The following is a 14,747-nucleotide window of genomic DNA, read 5'->3' as shown; positions in this document are numbered from 1 at the left end:
TCGATGCCCCTGCCCCGACTCGTCCCCGCGCCCACCCACCTCTCACCCATGCCCGGCCGGTTCACCTTCGACGCGACGACCGCGCTGAGGGTCTCGGCCGGCGCCGGCCCCGCCGCGCGGCTGCTGCGCACCCTGCTCGGACCGGCCACCGGGCTGCCGCTGCCCACTCACCCGGACGGCTCCGTCGTCCTCGCCGTCGACGGCGCCCTCACCGGCCTCGGCGAGGAGGGATACGGGCTCACCGTCGGCCCCGAAGCGATCCTGCTGCGGGCCGCCCACCCCCGCGGACTCCTCTCCGGGGTCCAGACGCTGCGCCAGCTCCTGCCCGTCGACGCCCTCGGCGGCGAGCCCGCGCCCGGCGTCGAGTGGTCCGTCCCCTGCGTGCAGATCACCGACACCCCGCGCTTCCCCTGGCGTGGTTCGATGCTCGACGTCGCCCGCCGCTTCCGCCCCGTCTCCTACCTCCGCCGGTACGTCGACCTGCTCGCCCTCCACAAGCTCAACGTCCTCCACCTCCATCTCACCGACGACCAGGGCTGGCGCATGCCGGTCGCCGCGCTCCCCCGGCTCACCGAGGTCGGCGGGGTGCCGCACGGCGGCGCGTACACCCGGGCCGAGCTCACCGGGCTCGTCGCGTACGCGGCGGAGCGCGGCGTCACCGTCGTGCCCGAGATCGAGATGCCCGGCCACGTCCGCGCCGCCCTGGCCGCCTACCCCGAGCTCGGCAACCACCCCGGCCGGACCTACGAGGTCTGGGACCGCTGGGGGGTCTGCGACACGATCCTCGGCGTCCACGACGAGGCCCTCGACTTCTGCCGCACCGTCCTGGACGAGGTGATGGACGTCTTCCCCTCCTCGTACGTCCACATCGGCGGCGAGGAGTGCCCCACCACCGAGTGGCACATCTCGGCGTCCGCGCTCCGGCGTGCCGCCGAGGAGGGGCTGTCGGGTCCCGACGCCCTGCACGGCTGGTTCATGGAGCGGATCGGACGCCACCTGCTCGACGCGGGCCGGCAGCCGCTCAGCTGGACCGAGAACGGCGCCGACCTCCCGCCGTACTTCACCGTCATGCCCTGGCGCGACTCCGACCACGGCCGCGTCGCCGTCCAGCGGGGACACCACGTCGTCATGGCGCCGCACCGTACGACCTACCTCGACTACCCGCAGTCCGCGAGCCCCGCCGAGCCGCCCGGCCAGGCCGGCGAGGTCGTCGACCTCCGCACGGTCCACGGCAACGACCCGGCGCCGGCGGAGTGGACCGCCGAGGAATCGGCACGGGTCCTCGGCTCCCAGGCGCAGTTGTGGACCGAGTACGTGCCGACCGCGGCGCACGCCGAGTACCTCACCTTCCCCCGGCTCTGCGCCCTCGCCGAGGTCGTCTGGACCGGCCGCCACGACTGGCCCGGCTTCCAGGAGCGCCTGCGCCACCACAGGACCCGGCTCGACGCCCTCGGGGTGCCGCGCCGTCCCTCACCCATGTCCGTCCCCACCTGAGGAGAGGAACCACCACCATGAACGTCCCCACGAGGACCAGGAGCGGCCTGCGGGTGCGTGCCGCGCTCGCCGTCGCCGCGGTGACCGGGCTCGGCGCCACCGCCCTGACCGCGCTGCCCGCGGCGGCGGCCGGTGAGGCCGTCACCGTCCAGTACCGGCAGAGCGCCACCGGCGGCGACCAGGCCGAGCCCTGGCTCAAGGTCGTCAACACCGGTACGGCCGGCGTGCCGTTGAGCCAGGTCAAGGTGCGCTACTACTTCAAGGCCGAGGCGGGCGCCTCGTACGCCTACGCCTGCTCCTGGGCCGTGAAGGGCTGCGCCAACCTCACCGGCACCTTCGGGACCCTGGCCAATCCGACCGCGACCGCCGACCGCTATCTGGAGATCGGTTTCACCGCCGGCGCCGGCTCGCTCGCTCCCGGCGCGGACACCGGTGACATGCAGCTGCGCTTCCACCGCTCCAACTGGCAGCCGCTGAACCAGAACGACGACTACTCCTTCGGCCCCGACCGGACCACGTACGCCAACTGGTCGAAGGTCACCGCGGCCGTCGGCGGCGTCCAGGTGTGGGGGACGGCCCCCGCGGGCAACGAGCCCACCCCGACGCCGACCGACCCGACCACGCCCCCGCCCACCGGGGCCGCGCTCTTCGACGACTTCGACTACACCGGCCACACCGACCCGGCGATCGCAGCCCACGGCTGGAGCGTACGGTCCAACTCCGGCGGCCCCGGAGTGCCCGGCGCCACGTGGGCCCCCGAGAACGTCACCTTCGCCAAGGAGGGCACGAACTCCCTGATGAACCTGCGGAGTTCGACCGCCGGTACGGGTGAGTCGACCAAGCACACCGAGATCCTCACCCGCGCCTCGAAGTTCCGGAACGGCACCTACGCGGCGCGTGTGCGCTTCTCCGACGCGCCGCTCTCCGGCCCGGACGGCGACCGGATCGTCCAGACCTTCTTCACCATCAACGACCTCAAGGCCCCGATGGCCGACGACTACGCCGAGTACGACTTCGAGTACCTGCCCAACGGCGGCTGGGGCGAGCCCGCCAACATCCTCTACACGACGTCGTGGGAGACGTACCGGCCCGACCCCTGGGAGGCCGTCAACCAGCACTCGGAGGTCCGGGCGAGCTACGCCGGCTGGCACGACCTCGTCCTGACGATCGACGACAACGCCATCGTCTACTACGTCGACGGCCAGGAGTTCGGCCGCCACGACGCCCGCTACCTGCCCGAACGTCCCATGTCCATCAACTTCAACCAGTGGCTGATCGACCTGGCCGGCCAGACCTCGACGACCCCGCGCGCGTACGACCAGAAGGTCGACTACGTCCTGCACGTCAAGGACCAGGTACTGACCCCGTCCCAGGTGGCGGCCAAGATCGCCGCCTACCGCTCGTCGGGCACGACCTTCGAGGACTCGGTCCCGGCGGCTTAGCGGCCCACTGCACCCGGCCCGCGGCGGCGCCGACGCCATCGGCCGCCGCCCAACCGGCCCCGCCGGCCGTCACCGCGACGGCCGGCGGGGCCTCCGCTCGGCCCGAACGCGCCAAAGGCGCCCCGGGCGCCGCGCGCCCCCGGAACGCGCCATCGCACGCCGCCGTCGGTCGGCCATCTCACCTGCACGGTTGTCCTGAACTGGACGCGTCCGAAGCTCGGCGTCGGGGAACGATCACCGTCGTGCGTCGAGGGAGGGGTACGGGTACGTGAACGTGTCGAGTGCGGCCGAGGCCTGGGGTGGTACGGAGGAGTTCGTCGAGCTGTCCTCGGTGCTCAGCGGATTCAGCGTGCCCGAACTGGAGAAGACGGGGATGGCCGGGACGTACGCGGAGTTCGTCGCGGCGCGGGTGGGCGCCGCGCCGTGCCGCGCGCTGCGGGCCGCCGTCGCCGGGCTCCCCCGCACACCGGAATCCGTCGGGGAGCTCGCGGAGAGACTGGCGGAGGAGCCGCTCGGCCTCGCCAGAGCGCTCACCTGTCTCTGGTACACGGGCAGTTGGCCGGGGCCGCCCGGATCGGCGCCCACCGTCGTCTCCGCCCGCTCCTATGCCGAGGGGCTGGTGTGGCGGGCCCTCGGCGGGCATGCGCCCGGCACCGGCCGGCCCGGGTTCGGGAGCTGGTCCGAGGCGCCCGAGGGGGCGGTCCGATGAGCGCCGCCGGGAGGCCCGCCGCCGCACCCGGTCCCGGTCCTTACGACGTGATCGTGGTCGGCGCAGGGATCGCCGGTTCGCTCGTCGCCCGGCGGCTCGGCGAGCTGGGGCGGCGGGTGCTGGTCCTGGAGGCGGGGCCCGCGGCGGCCGACCCCGAGTCCGGGCACCGGGCCGCGCTCGACACCTTCCTCACGGCGGGCGTCAAGGTCCCCGGTTCCCCGTATCTCCCGAGCCCCGAGGCGGCCTGGCCGGAGGTGACCGATCTGACCGGCCCGCCCCCGGGCGGGTACGCGGCCGAGGGCCATCTCCTCCAACGGGGTCCCCTCCCCTACGCGAGCGGTTACGTACGCGTCAACGGCGGCACCGGGAACGTCTGGACCGGCCTCACCCCGAGGATGCACCCGGAGGACTTCCGTACGGCCGAGTTCGGCTACGGACGCAGCTGGCCGATCGGCTACGACGAGCTGGAGCCCCACTACCGGGCGGCGGAGTACGAGATCGGGGTCGCCGCCGACGTCGACGAGCAGCGCGAGCACGTCGGGCTGCCGTTCCCCGAGGGTTACGCCTTCCCCATGCGGGCGCTCCCCGTCAGCCACCTCGACCGGACACTCGCCACGCGGCTCGACGGCCGGACCCTGCCCGACCCGGCCACCGGGGACCCGGTCGTCCTGCGGGTCACCGGTACCCCGCACGGCCGCAACGGCATCCCCGATCCGCGCTACGACGACGGCGCGGGGTACGTCCCCGTGGGCGCGCACGGCCGGCCCGACCCCGACAGCCGATGCCTCGGCAGCGCCAGCTGCATCCCGCTCTGCCCCAGCCACGCCAAGTACACGCCGCTCAAGACGCAGGCCCGCTGGAGCGACTCGGTGACGCTGGTCGACCGGGCGGTCGTCCACCGGGTCCTCGTCGACGGAAACGGCCGCGCGACCGGGGTCGAGTTCCTGCGCTGGAGTGCCGGGACGGGTCCGGCGACGCCGGGCACGGCCTCGGCCGACGTGGTGGTCCTGGCCGCGCACGCCGTCGAGAACGCCCGGCTGCTGCTCCTGTCCGGCCTCGCCAACCGCAGCGACCAGGTCGGCCGCAATCTGATGGACCATCCGGTGCTGCTCACCTGGGGGCTGATGCCCGAGGAGGTCGGCCCGTACCGGGGCCCGGGCTCCACCTCCGGACTGGAAGGCTTCCGTTTCGGCCCCGCCCGCCGCGCCCGCGCGCCCTTCCGGGTCGAGATCGGCAACTGGGGCTGGGCGTGGGCCAGGGGAGCCGTCGACGGTGACGTCGCCGCGCTCCTGCGCACCGGAGGCGCGGGCGGGCGGGGGCTCTTCGGGCCGGCGCTGCGGTCCGCCGTGCGGGAGCGCCTGGGACGTCGGTTCACGCTCCAGTTCGAGATGGAGCAGGAAGCGGACCCGGCCAACCGCGTCACCCTCGACCCTCGGCACCGCGACGCACTCGGTCTGCCGCGCCCGGCGGTCTCGTACGACCTTTCGCCGCACGTCCGGGAGGGCATGGCCGCCGCTCGGCGGGTCTCCGACGGGATCTTCGCCCTGCTCGGCGCAGAGGACCACACCGACGACCCGGCCGCTCACGGCTGGCCGGGGCGCTTCGAGCACCGGGGCAGGACATACGCCTACCGGGGAGCCGGTCACGGAGCGGGCACCCACGTCATGGGCGACGACCCCGCCACCTCCGTCGTCGACTCCCACCAACGCTGCTGGGACCATCCCGGCCTGTACGCCGTGGGCTGCGGCAGCATGCCCTCGGTCGCCACCTCCAACCCGACGCTGACCATGGCCGCCCTGGCGCTGCGCAGCGCCGGGGCCGTCGCGCGCGAGCTCGACGCCCGCGACCGGCCCGCCCGTCTCACCTCAGGAGCCGCCCCGTGACCCCCCTGCCGCTGCCGCCCGTCCCCGCGCCGTACCAGCTGCCGTTCCACTACGGTGCGCTGCACCAGATCGGCGTCGACTTCCTCGTGGATCCCGAGCCGGTGCGGGACGTGCTGGCCAAACGTCATCCGGCCCTGAGCGCGGCCGAGTTCGGCGGTCGGGCCGTCGTCTCGCTCAACTACCAGCTGTACTTCGCCCAGTACGCCTTCGGCGGTGGCGTCACCCAGGAGATCGAGTTCAACATCATCGCCCACCCGACGGCGGAGGCCCACCGGCTGCCGCACCTCTCCTACGAGGAGTACGCGCACGGCGTCGACCAGACGCGGCTGCTCGGCATCGCGCGGGTCCACGTGCTGTGCGACAACCCGCTGGCCATCGACGCGGGGCGGCGTCTCTTCGCCGAGCCCAAGCATCCCGGCTGGTTCGAGTCGACGATGCCGTCGCCCAACGGCCCCGCGGGAGACGCCTGGACGGTGCACTGCCGCAAGGCCTCGGCGGGCCCGGAGGGTTCGCAGGCCGTGGTCCGGCACGACGAGGACGTCTTCACCCTCACCGCCGACCTCACAGGCCTGGGCTCGGTCCCGGCGAACAACGCCCCGGTCACCGGCTACGGCACCGATACCGAGGGGCGCGCGCTGGCCGGGCCGATGAACCTCTACCAGCCGTACCGGCACCACGCGCTCGACCCCGTGGCCGACGCCGGGCGGATCCGTCTGACGGTCCATGACGGGGCGACGGAGCTCGGTCAGGACCTCACCGCTCTCGTGGGCCCCGCGCGTGCGGTCGGCGCGTGGACGTTCCAGTCCCCGCCGGTGGCCGCACACAACCGCCCGTACTATCTGCCCGGCCCGCGCTGAGGAGTTCGCCCGGGGCGCTCGGGACCTCAGGTCAGCAGGCTGTTGGGGTGCGAGGAGCGTCGCGCAGCGGCGAAGAGGGCGTGGATCCGGGGGCCGGCCTCGTCGATGTGGGTGACGGCGGTGGGGAAGGGCAGGCGGGCATCCTGGTGGCCCGTGGGGTACTCCAGGCGCAGCGTGACTCCGTAGCGGTCCAGGGCGACCGGCAGGACGCGGAGCATGCGGCGCTCGGGGCGCGGCCGGACGAGGCGCAGGAGCAGCGGGACGAGTTCGGCGTGGCTGTCGACGAGGTGGGTGAGCATGGCCGACTCGCGGGAGGCGATGGGGTCGGCGTCCGCCTCGTGGAGGGCGTCCAGGGTGACGTACGTCCGCCCCTGGGCGTCTTCGAGGAGTGCCTGGCCGAACTCCAGACAGGTGCTCTCGGCGGCGTCGTGCGCGTACTCGGCGCCCAGCAGCCCGGTGAGGGTGACGCGCGCCCGCACGCGTTCGCGTACGGCGGTGGGGGCGATGTCCGTGAGCTCCAGACGTACGGGGATCCGTGCGTCGCGGCCGTCGTGGACGCCCTCGGACGGGTCGTGGAGGTGGATGTGGCCCATCGGTCCCGTCCCGTCCAGGAGGTGGACCTCCTGACGGCGTCCGTCGGCCACGACCGTCATCGAGTGCGCGGAGGCCAGGATGGAGCGCACGCGTTCCGCGGGGGTGGGCTGGGCGACGGGGGAACTGAAGGGGCGCATCCGAGCTCTCCAGGGGCAAGGTGAGGAGATACCCAAGTCGTTACTTAGGCAAGCCTAACCTAACCCATTCTCGGGCTTCTTGGAAGACGCAGGGCCGGGCCCGTCGGGTGACGGGCCCGGCCCTCTCCGGCGGGGACCGGAGGTCAGACGCGGTCGGCCGCGATCAGCACGTACTGGAAGGAGCCGTCCTTGTACGACTCGATGAACGCCTCCTCGATCCCGGTGACCAGCGAGGAGGTGGCCCGCAGCTCCCAGTAGGGCAGGGTCGCGGGCGTCAGGTCGACGACCGCCTGCGGGACGAGCCGGTTGTCGGCCATGGCGCGGAGGTACTCACGGCGGGAGTGGATGTTGCACTCGAAGTGCGCGTTGATCTGCGAGACCCACTTCGAGGGCTGGCCGTACCGCGGGTTCCAGCAGCCCGTGATGGTCACGTAGCGGCCGCCGACCTTGAGGAAGCGGGAGTGCTCGGCGAAGAGGTCGTCCAGGTCGACGTACATGCTCGACTCGTTGTTCCACGAGGCGGCGATGCTGCCCTTCTCGAACGGGGTGTCGAGCATGTTGCAGACCTGGGCACGGACGTGGTCGTCGATGCCGAGCTCCTTCGCGCGCCGGTTGCCGAACTCGGCCTGCGTGGAGGAGAGGGTGACGCCCTCGACCTTGCAGCCGAAGCGCTGGTGGGCCATGACGCTCGAACCGCCGCGGCCGCAGCCGGCGTCGACGAGCGTGTCGTCCCGCGTGATGGCGCCGAGGTGGTCGAGGAGGACCTCGGCCTGCGCGGACTCGAGGCGGTGCAGCTCGGCGATCAGCTTCTTCTCGTACTCGCTGTCCTCGGTGTCTCCGAGGGCGGCGTGGTCGATGTCGCCGATGCCGTAGTGGTGGTGGTAGAGCCCGTCGACGTCGCCGAGGCGCAGGTTCACGGGCCTGGCCTCCTGGTTCCAGTAACGGGCGATGTCGCTCTGGTAGGGCGACGCCGGAGCCGGAACGAACGCGGAAGTGGCGTTGGCGGAGGTGAGCTCGGTGCTGGTCACAAGGTTTTCCATTTCTTACCAGAAATCGGGCAGGCTGTAGCGGAAGGTGTTGGTCTGGTGCCAGTAGTGGTTGCCGTCGACCCATACGGCGACTCCCCGCAGGAAGCGCAGCACGCTGGGGACGGGACAGGCGGCGGCGAGGGCGGCGGCCTCGGACTCGAAGTCGCGCATGAGGTCGTTGTGGACCTCGACCGCCTTGAGGTAGCCGTCCTGGTCCGAGAGGTTCTCCCGGTCGGCGAGCACCACGGGCAGGTTCAAGTGCCGGCCGGGGCTGGCGAGTTCCTTGGTGTACGAGTAAAGGTCGTTGACGATGGTGCACGCGTTTCCGGCGAGAGCGAGCACCCGCTGCATGGCGGGCTGGGCGTGCAGGTCCGCCGGGAGTTCGTAGCCACCGACGGTGTCGGTGATGGTGGGACACGGCCGGAAGTTGTTGAACTGCCGCATCACCAGGTACTCCCACACCTCGGGGGTGTGGTCGGTCTCGGCCCAGGCGCCCTCCGCGAGGTAACCGAGGTGGAGGCGGGCCATGTCGTGGCGGAACCGGTCGGCCTGGGAGGGCGTGGCCTGCCGGACGAAGTACTCCATGGCCGAGCGGTACGAGCGCCGCGGGGCGTCCTCGTGGAGCGACTGCGCCCACTGCGGCTGGTACTCCGCCGTCGTGTGCAGGGGGTCGAGGGCGGTGTGCGCGAGGAGGAGGCGACCGCCGAGTCCGACGGGCGAGCCCCCGTGGTCCTCGCAGTAGCAGTCGTCGACCGCGTTCTCGGCGACCATCAGGCGCGCGGCCACCATCAGGTGCTCGATGCTCGGGGCGTCCGGGTGGCAGGCGACCATGTACTTCCCGACGGAGAAGCCGTCGAACTGGCCCTCCCACTCCTCGGGGTACAGCTGCACCTCGTTCAGCGCCCAGTCCTTGATCCGGCGGCTGAGCTCCTCCACCCGCACCGGATCGGGCTCGACCACCGGGTGGTAGTAGAGGCCCGGGATGTGCAGGGCGTCGACCGGTGCCGCGGGGGCCGCCGTGACCGGCGCCTCCACGACGGGCGGCGCCACGGGCCGGGCCAGACTCAGAGCCGCTGTGCCGAGGCCGCTGGGCCCGCGGAGGACCCGGCCGAGGCCGGGACCCGGCTCCGGCGCCGACACGGGCACCGGCGCGGGCTCCGCCACCTCCGCCGGAACGGGGACGGTGGACGGCGCGGTGTCGACCGCTTCGACGCCGACGGAGCCGGCCTGGGTGAGGACGTGGGCCCCGAAGTGGGCCGCTGCGCTGGGCAGGCTCGACTGCAGAGGGGAAAGCCCGGGCTCGGGCATCCGTGACTCCTTGAAGGGGGTGGGGTGGTTCGTCCCGGATCCCGGGCATGGCCGCCCGGCCCGGAAGGGGCCGGGCGATGGCGTCGTCCGGACGGGTGCGGCTCCGGGGCGGGTCAGCGCCTGCGGGCGATCTGCACGTTCTCCAGGACTCCGAGCGCGTTGGGCACGAGGATCGCGGCCGAGTAGTACGTGGTGACCAGGTACGACATGATCGCCTGCTCGCTGATCCCCATGAACCGCACGGACAGGCCCGGCTCGTACTCCTCCGGCAGGCCGGTCTGGCGGAGGCCGATGACGCCCTGGTTGTCCTCGCCGAGACGCATGGCGAGGATCGAGCTGGTGTTCTCCTTGCTGATGGGGATCTTGTTGCAGGGCAGGATCGGGACCCCGCGCCAGGACGGGACCTGGTGCCCGTCGAGGAGGACCGTGTCCGGATAGAGCCCGGCCCGGTTCCATTCGCGGCCGATGGCCGCGATCGTCCGGGGGTGGGCGAGGAAGAGCTTGGTGCCGCGACGGCGGGTGAGCAGCTCGTCGAGGTCGTCCGGAGTGGGCGGGCCCGAGTGGGTCTGGATCCGCTGCTTGAAGTCGGCGTTGTGCAGGAGGCCGAACTCCGGGTGGTTGATGAGCTCGTGCTCCTGGCGCTCGCGCAGGGCCTCGATGGTGAGCTTGAGCTGCTGCTCCGTCTGGTTCATCGGGCCGTTGTAGAGGTCGGCGACCCGGGTGTGGACCTTGAGGACGGTCTGGGCGACGGAGAGTTCGTACTCGCGCGGCTTGAGCTCGTAGTCCACGAAGGCGCCGGGCAGCGCGACCTCGCCGACGTGGCCGGCGGACATCGCGATCTCGGCCTCGCCGTGACGGTTCTGCCGCTGCTGGGGAAGCGAGCTGAACCCGTCGAGGTGCGCCCGGAGGGCGGGCGCGGAGTCCACGATCGAGGCGAAGTCGGCGCGGGACAGGGTGAGCAGGGTGCCGGCGGTCTCGGCGGTGGCGGTGTAGTCCCACCTGGCGTCGGCGTCCAGGAGGGCGTTCTCGCCGAGGCGGTCGCCGTCGGCGAGGACGGAGACCGCGACCTCGTCGCCGTACTTGCCGACGGAGGTCTGGTTGATCCGGCCGTGGGCGATCAGGTGGATCTGCTCGGCGGGGGTGCCGCGCTCGGCCAGTACCTCGCCGGCGCGGAAGTCGCGCTGGACGCAGCGGTCGGCGATCGCGGTGAGCACCTCGACGTCGTCGAAGCCGCGCAGCAGGGCCAGTTCGCCCAGTTCCTGGGGGATCACGCGGACGCGGGAGCCGTCCTGGACGAACTCGATGCGGCCGTCGCCGACGGTGTAGCTCAGTCGGCGGTTCACCCGGTAGGCGCCGCCCTTCGTCTCCACCCAGGGGAGCATCCGGAGCAGCCAGCGGGAGGAGATCTCCTGCATCTGCGGGGTGGACTTGGTCGTGGTGGCGAGGTTGCGGGCGGCCGCGGTGCTCAGGCTGGACTGCCTGGGCGGCTCCACCTGCGCTTCCGGGCCGGTCTCAACGGTCATCGGGGCGAGCTCTCCTTCGGGTGGACGACGGTCGGAGTACGGGACACCGCCGGTGAAAGAGGAAATAGAGGGTCAATCTCTGGGAATTCGTCCAGATCCCGGGGAACAGTAACGGCCGGTAAGCCCCGTTCACCCCACCAGTTCGAGGGCATTACCCAGAAACAGTGATCTTGCTTCGCGTGAGGTTTAACCGGGCTGTCGACGGTTTCCGGCCACGTTCCTCGGGGTATGCGAAAGCCCTCCGGCTCCGTGGGGCGGGAGCGGGAGGGCTGCGACGCGGGTCAGGGGCTATGCGCGGCCGGCGGCCAGGTCCATCAGGCGGGCGAGGACTCGGCCACCGGAGGCGGCGACGCCGTCGTGTTCCCACTCGTTGGTGACCCAGACGCGGGAGGCGCCGATCCGGCGGGCGGTGGCGAGGGAGATGCCCGCGTCGACGTACATGTCGTCGTGGTAGACGACCGCGGCGAGCGGGACCTCGTTGACGGCGAGGCGAGCGAGGTCGTAGAGGGGCGGCCAGTCGGTGCGCGCGGCGAGCAGGTCGGCGGCGTCGGCGAAGGGGCGCAGGCCCGCGATCTCCCGGAACATCCAGGGGTACATCATCTCGCCGGTGAGCAGCAGAGGGTCGGCATCCTCCGCGAACTCGGGGAGGCCGGCCAGGGCGCGGGCGGCCGCCCAGTCGGTCGGGCCCGCTCCCTGTCCGTACAGCGACTCCTGCATGACGGCGAAGAGCGGGTTGTCGGTGAAGCCGGTCAGAGTCATCACCTGGTGGAGGAAGGTGTCGCTCAACTCGCCGTCCTCGCCGATGGCTTCGTCGAGGAGCCAGTGGACGCGCTCGAAGCCGTCACCCATGCCGAGCGCGAGTCCGAGGGTGCGCAGGCGGTGCGGGGTGAGGCGGTCGCCGTTCGGGAGACGGACGTCTTCGGCCGCGAGGAGGTCGGCGATCTTCCGGAGGCGGGGGGCGTCCTCGGGGTAGCGGGCGTAGAGGTCGAGGACGCGGTCGCGGACGCGGGGGTAGGTGTGGGCGTACACGTCGTCGGCGGTGGCGGTGAGGCCGGGCAGGCCGCCGGTGACGTAGCAGCCGCGCAGCCCCTCGGGCGCCTGGGAGAGGTACGTGAGGGTGATGAAGCCGCCGTAGCTCTGACCGAGGGTCTCCCAGGGGGTGTCGCCGCAGAGTTCGCGGCGGATCAGCTCGGCGTCGGCGACGATCGCGTCGGCCCGGAAGTGGGCGAGGTGGCCGGCGAGGCGCTCGGGTGAGGCGAACCGGGCGGCGGACCTCGCGGTGACCGGGGTGGAGCGGCCGGTGCCGCGCTGGTCGAGGAGCAGCACACGGTGGGTCCTCAGCGCCTGGGCCAGCCAGCCCGGCGAACCGGCCGACGGGCGGGGCGACTTGCCGCCGGGTCCGCCCTGGAGGTAGAGCAGCCACGGGAGTTGCTCGCCGGCGCGGGCGGGGTCGGCGACCTCCCGGGCGAACACCTCGATGGTGGGGCCGTCGGGCGCCCGGTGGTCCAGGGGGACGGTGAAGGTGTGGTCGACGGTCGCGTAGGCGGGGTTCATGGCTTCCTTCCACGGCCGCGGACGGCCGGTCGGATGTGACATTGCATCGAGGGTGACCGTCGTCCGCCCGTCGAAGGGAGCCACCTCCGGCCGGTGCCGCTACTTCCCGGTCGGACGGTCGCCCTTGGCCCAGAGGGAGCGGACGTGGCCGAGGTGGCGCGTCATGCACTTCTCCGCGCCCTTGGCGTCGCCGGCGAGCATCAGGTCGAGCAGCTCCAGGTGCTCCTCGGCCGAGGGGACGAGGTCGCCGCTCTCGTCCAGGGCGGTGAGCCCGTACAGGCGGGACCGCTTGCGCAGGTCGCCGACGGTCTCGACCAGCCGTTCGTTGCCCGCGAGGCCGAGCAGGGTGAGGTGGAACAGGCGGTCGGCCTCCAGGTAGCCGATGAGGTCGTGCTCGCGGGCGGCGCGCACGATGTCCTCGGCGACCGGTCGCAGCGCCTCCAGGTCCTCGCGGGCGGCGATCCGGGTGATCCTGCCGACCATCGGGATCTCGATGAGCGCACGGATCTCGGTGTACTGGTCGAGGTCGCGCTCGTCGACCTCGGTGACCCGGAAGCCCTTGTTGCGGACGGGCTCGACCAGGCCTTCGCGGGCCAGGTCGAGCATCGCCTCGCGGACCGGGGTGGCGGAGATCCCGAAGTCCTCGGCGAGGGTCGGCGCCGAGTACACCACCCCCGGGCGGAGCTCGCCCGAGATCAGGGCGGCGCGCAGGGCATGGGCGACCTGGTCGCGCAGCCGCTCCCGGGAGGCGTTGAGGTCGCGGTGGGTCAGGTGCCCCATGACGGTGGTGATCCCTTCGTTCCGGTTGACATCACCACCGTACGATGTCACGCCGCGGGGCCCGCGGGTGCCAGCGTGTAGGTCCGGCTCGACGTGTAGAAGTCGAGGGCCGCCGCGCCCTGCTCGCGCGGCCCGTGACTGGACGCCTTGGAGCCGCCGAAGGGCAGGTGGAAGTCGACTCCGGTGGAGGGGGCGTTGAGCCGGATCATGCCGGTGTCGAGCAGGTCGAGGCCCGTCAGCGCGGTGTTCAGGTCTGCGGTGTGGACCGAGGTGACCAGACCGTACGGTACGGAGTTGGTGATCCGGATCGCGTGGGCCAGGTCCTCCGCGGCGAGCAGGGACGCGACCGGGCCGAAGACCTCTTCGCGCAGCAGCCGGTGTCCCGGGGAGACCTTCTCCACCAGGGTCGGGGCCGCGTACCAGCCGGACCGGTCGGGCACGGTGCCGCCCGCGAGGACGGAGAGCCCCCGGCAGGCCTCGCCGACCTGGTCGCGTGCGTGCTCGTGGATGAGGGGCCCGCACACGGTGGCCGGGTCGGCGGGGTCGCCGACGGGGACGGCCCGCAGTGCTTCGGAGAGGGCCTCGCGGAGCGGGTCGAGCGCGGCGCCGACGGCGATGACCCGGCTGGTGGCGGTGCACTTCTGGCCGGCGTACCCGGAGACGGCGGCGGCGATGTGGGCGGCGGCCTGTTCGATGTCCGCGTCCGGCAGGACGAGCGCCGCGTTGAGACCGCCCATCTCCGCCTGCATCGGGATGCCCCGGGCTGTCGCGGCCCGGGCGACGGCCTGGCCGACGGGGGTGGAGCCGGTGAAGGAGACGACGTCGGCGGCGGAGACGAGCGCGTTGCCCTCGGTCGCACCGCCGGGCACCACGGTGAACACCGCCTCGGGCAGCGCCCGCTGGACGATCTCGCCGAGGCGCTGGGCGCACGCCGTGGCTTCGGGGGCGGGCTTGAGGACGACCGTGTTCCCGGTGGCGAGCGCCGGGGCGGCCTTCCAGGTCGGGATGGCGAAGGGGAAGTTCCAGGGGGTGATGAGCCCGGCCACCCCGTGCGGTCGGCGGCGGGTCAGGAGCAGCCCGGGGCCCGCCGCGGTCTCGTGGACCGCTCCGGTGGGCTCGAAGGGCGCCTGGGCGTAGTAGCGCCAGATGGCGACGGTACGGGCGACCTCTGCCCTGGCCTCGGCGAGCGGCTTGCCCACCTCGCGTACGGCGAGCGCGGCCAGTTCGTCGGCCGCGGCCTCGACGGCGGCGGCGACGGCGCCGAGGGCGGCCGAGCGGGCGGCGGCCCCGGCGAGCAGCCAGCCGGGCTGGGCGGCGCGGGCCCGCTCGACGGTGTCGACCGCGGCGAAGGCTCCGGGGGCCGGGATCTGCAGGAGCACGTCGGCCGGGTCGGCCGGGTTGCGGGAGGTGAGGGTGGGGTGGGTGTCGGTCACGGGAG

General features: G+C 72.7%; 12 protein-coding genes. 5 read left to right on the top strand and 7 right to left on the bottom strand.

The features are described from left to right. Positions 1-3 precede the first annotated feature (3 nt). From DEJ46_RS37375 to DEJ46_RS37355, 5 genes are all read left to right on the top strand, one after another. Entirely contained in the window at positions 4-1,494 is a 1,491-nt protein-coding gene (locus DEJ46_RS37375; protein ID WP_150273524.1) for a beta-N-acetylhexosaminidase, read from the top strand. Positions 1,495-1,511: 17 nt separating this feature from the next. Continuing rightward, entirely contained in the window at positions 1,512-2,936 is a 1,425-nt protein-coding gene (locus DEJ46_RS37370; RefSeq protein ID WP_150273522.1) for a cellulose binding domain-containing protein, read from the top strand. Between the two features lie 268 nt (positions 2,937-3,204). After that, positions 3,205-3,645 carry a hypothetical protein gene (locus DEJ46_RS37365; protein WP_223835375.1) on the top strand — a complete coding sequence of 147 codons (441 nt, stop codon included), beginning with the start codon at positions 3,205-3,207 and terminating at the stop codon, positions 3,643-3,645. After that, positions 3,642-5,528, top strand: a complete 1,887-nt coding sequence (locus DEJ46_RS37360) for a GMC family oxidoreductase (RefSeq protein WP_150273521.1) — start codon at positions 3,642-3,644, stop codon at positions 5,526-5,528. Before DEJ46_RS37365 ends, DEJ46_RS37360 begins: the two co-directional genes overlap by 4 nt. After that, positions 5,525-6,385, top strand: coding sequence for a hypothetical protein (locus DEJ46_RS37355; RefSeq protein ID WP_150273519.1), 861 nt, complete (start codon positions 5,525-5,527; stop codon positions 6,383-6,385). The genes DEJ46_RS37360 and DEJ46_RS37355 overlap by 4 nt, the downstream gene beginning before the upstream one ends. A 26-nt stretch (positions 6,386-6,411) precedes the next feature. Here DEJ46_RS37355 and DEJ46_RS37350 read toward each other — a convergent pair whose 3' ends face one another. The 7 genes from DEJ46_RS37350 to DEJ46_RS37320 form a co-directional block, all read right to left on the bottom strand. After that, positions 6,412-7,116 (bottom strand): DUF2470 domain-containing protein, encoded by a 705-nt coding sequence (locus DEJ46_RS37350; RefSeq protein WP_150273517.1) that lies wholly within the window; start codon positions 7,114-7,116, stop codon positions 6,412-6,414. 143 nt (positions 7,117-7,259) lie between these two features. Further along, positions 7,260-8,156, bottom strand: a complete 897-nt coding sequence (locus tag DEJ46_RS37345; protein ID WP_150273515.1) for a geranyl diphosphate 2-C-methyltransferase — start codon at positions 8,154-8,156, stop codon at positions 7,260-7,262. Positions 8,157-8,159: 3 nt separating this feature from the next. After that, a complete protein-coding gene (locus DEJ46_RS37340; protein ID WP_150273513.1) occupies positions 8,160-9,452 on the bottom strand; it encodes a family 2 encapsulin nanocompartment cargo protein terpene cyclase in 1,293 nt (430 codons plus the stop codon). A gap of 113 nt (positions 9,453-9,565) precedes the next feature. Further along, positions 9,566-10,975 (bottom strand): family 2B encapsulin nanocompartment shell protein, encoded by a 1,410-nt coding sequence (locus DEJ46_RS37335; protein WP_150273511.1) that lies wholly within the window; start codon positions 10,973-10,975, stop codon positions 9,566-9,568. A 288-nt stretch (positions 10,976-11,263) separates the two neighbouring features. Next, on the bottom strand, positions 11,264-12,529 hold the full coding sequence (locus DEJ46_RS37330; protein WP_150273509.1) for an alpha/beta fold hydrolase: 1,266 nt from the start codon (positions 12,527-12,529) through the stop codon (positions 11,264-11,266). Positions 12,530-12,628: 99 nt separating this feature from the next. After that, entirely contained in the window at positions 12,629-13,309 is a 681-nt protein-coding gene (locus tag DEJ46_RS37325) for a GntR family transcriptional regulator (protein ID WP_150273507.1), read from the bottom strand. Between the two features lie 47 nt (positions 13,310-13,356). Further along, positions 13,357-14,742, bottom strand: a complete 1,386-nt coding sequence (locus DEJ46_RS37320; RefSeq protein WP_150273506.1) for an aldehyde dehydrogenase family protein — start codon at positions 14,740-14,742, stop codon at positions 13,357-13,359. Positions 14,743-14,747 lie beyond the last annotated feature (5 nt).

This window comes from Streptomyces venezuelae (assembly GCF_008642375.1).
GTDB classification, from domain to species: domain Bacteria; phylum Actinomycetota; class Actinomycetes; order Streptomycetales; family Streptomycetaceae; genus Streptomyces; species Streptomyces venezuelae_G.
The sequence above is the reverse complement of the archived record's forward strand: the minus strand, read 5'-3'. Positions and strand labels throughout refer to the sequence as shown.

What these genes read in the sequence shown, in the direction of transcription:
- DEJ46_RS37345 (WP_150273515.1), bottom strand. Translation starts at nt 8,156, where the DNA reads ATGGAAAACCTTGTGACCAGCACCGAGCTCACCTCCGCCAACGCCACT.
- DEJ46_RS37370 (WP_150273522.1), top strand. Translation starts at nt 1,512, where the DNA reads ATGAACGTCCCCACGAGGACCAGGAGCGGCCTGCGGGTGCGTGCCGCG.
- DEJ46_RS37330 (WP_150273509.1), bottom strand. Translation starts at nt 12,529, where the DNA reads ATGAACCCCGCCTACGCGACCGTCGACCACACCTTCACCGTCCCCCTG.
- DEJ46_RS37350 (WP_150273517.1), bottom strand. Translation starts at nt 7,116, where the DNA reads ATGCGCCCCTTCAGTTCCCCCGTCGCCCAGCCCACCCCCGCGGAACGC.
- DEJ46_RS37375 (WP_150273524.1), top strand. Translation starts at nt 4, where the DNA reads ATGCCCCTGCCCCGACTCGTCCCCGCGCCCACCCACCTCTCACCCATG.
- DEJ46_RS37340 (WP_150273513.1), bottom strand. Translation starts at nt 9,452, where the DNA reads ATGCCCGAGCCCGGGCTTTCCCCTCTGCAGTCGAGCCTGCCCAGCGCA.
- DEJ46_RS37325 (WP_150273507.1), bottom strand. Translation starts at nt 13,309, where the DNA reads ATGGGGCACCTGACCCACCGCGACCTCAACGCCTCCCGGGAGCGGCTG.
- DEJ46_RS37360 (WP_150273521.1), top strand. Translation starts at nt 3,642, where the DNA reads ATGAGCGCCGCCGGGAGGCCCGCCGCCGCACCCGGTCCCGGTCCTTAC.
- DEJ46_RS37335 (WP_150273511.1), bottom strand. Translation starts at nt 10,975, where the DNA reads ATGACCGTTGAGACCGGCCCGGAAGCGCAGGTGGAGCCGCCCAGGCAG.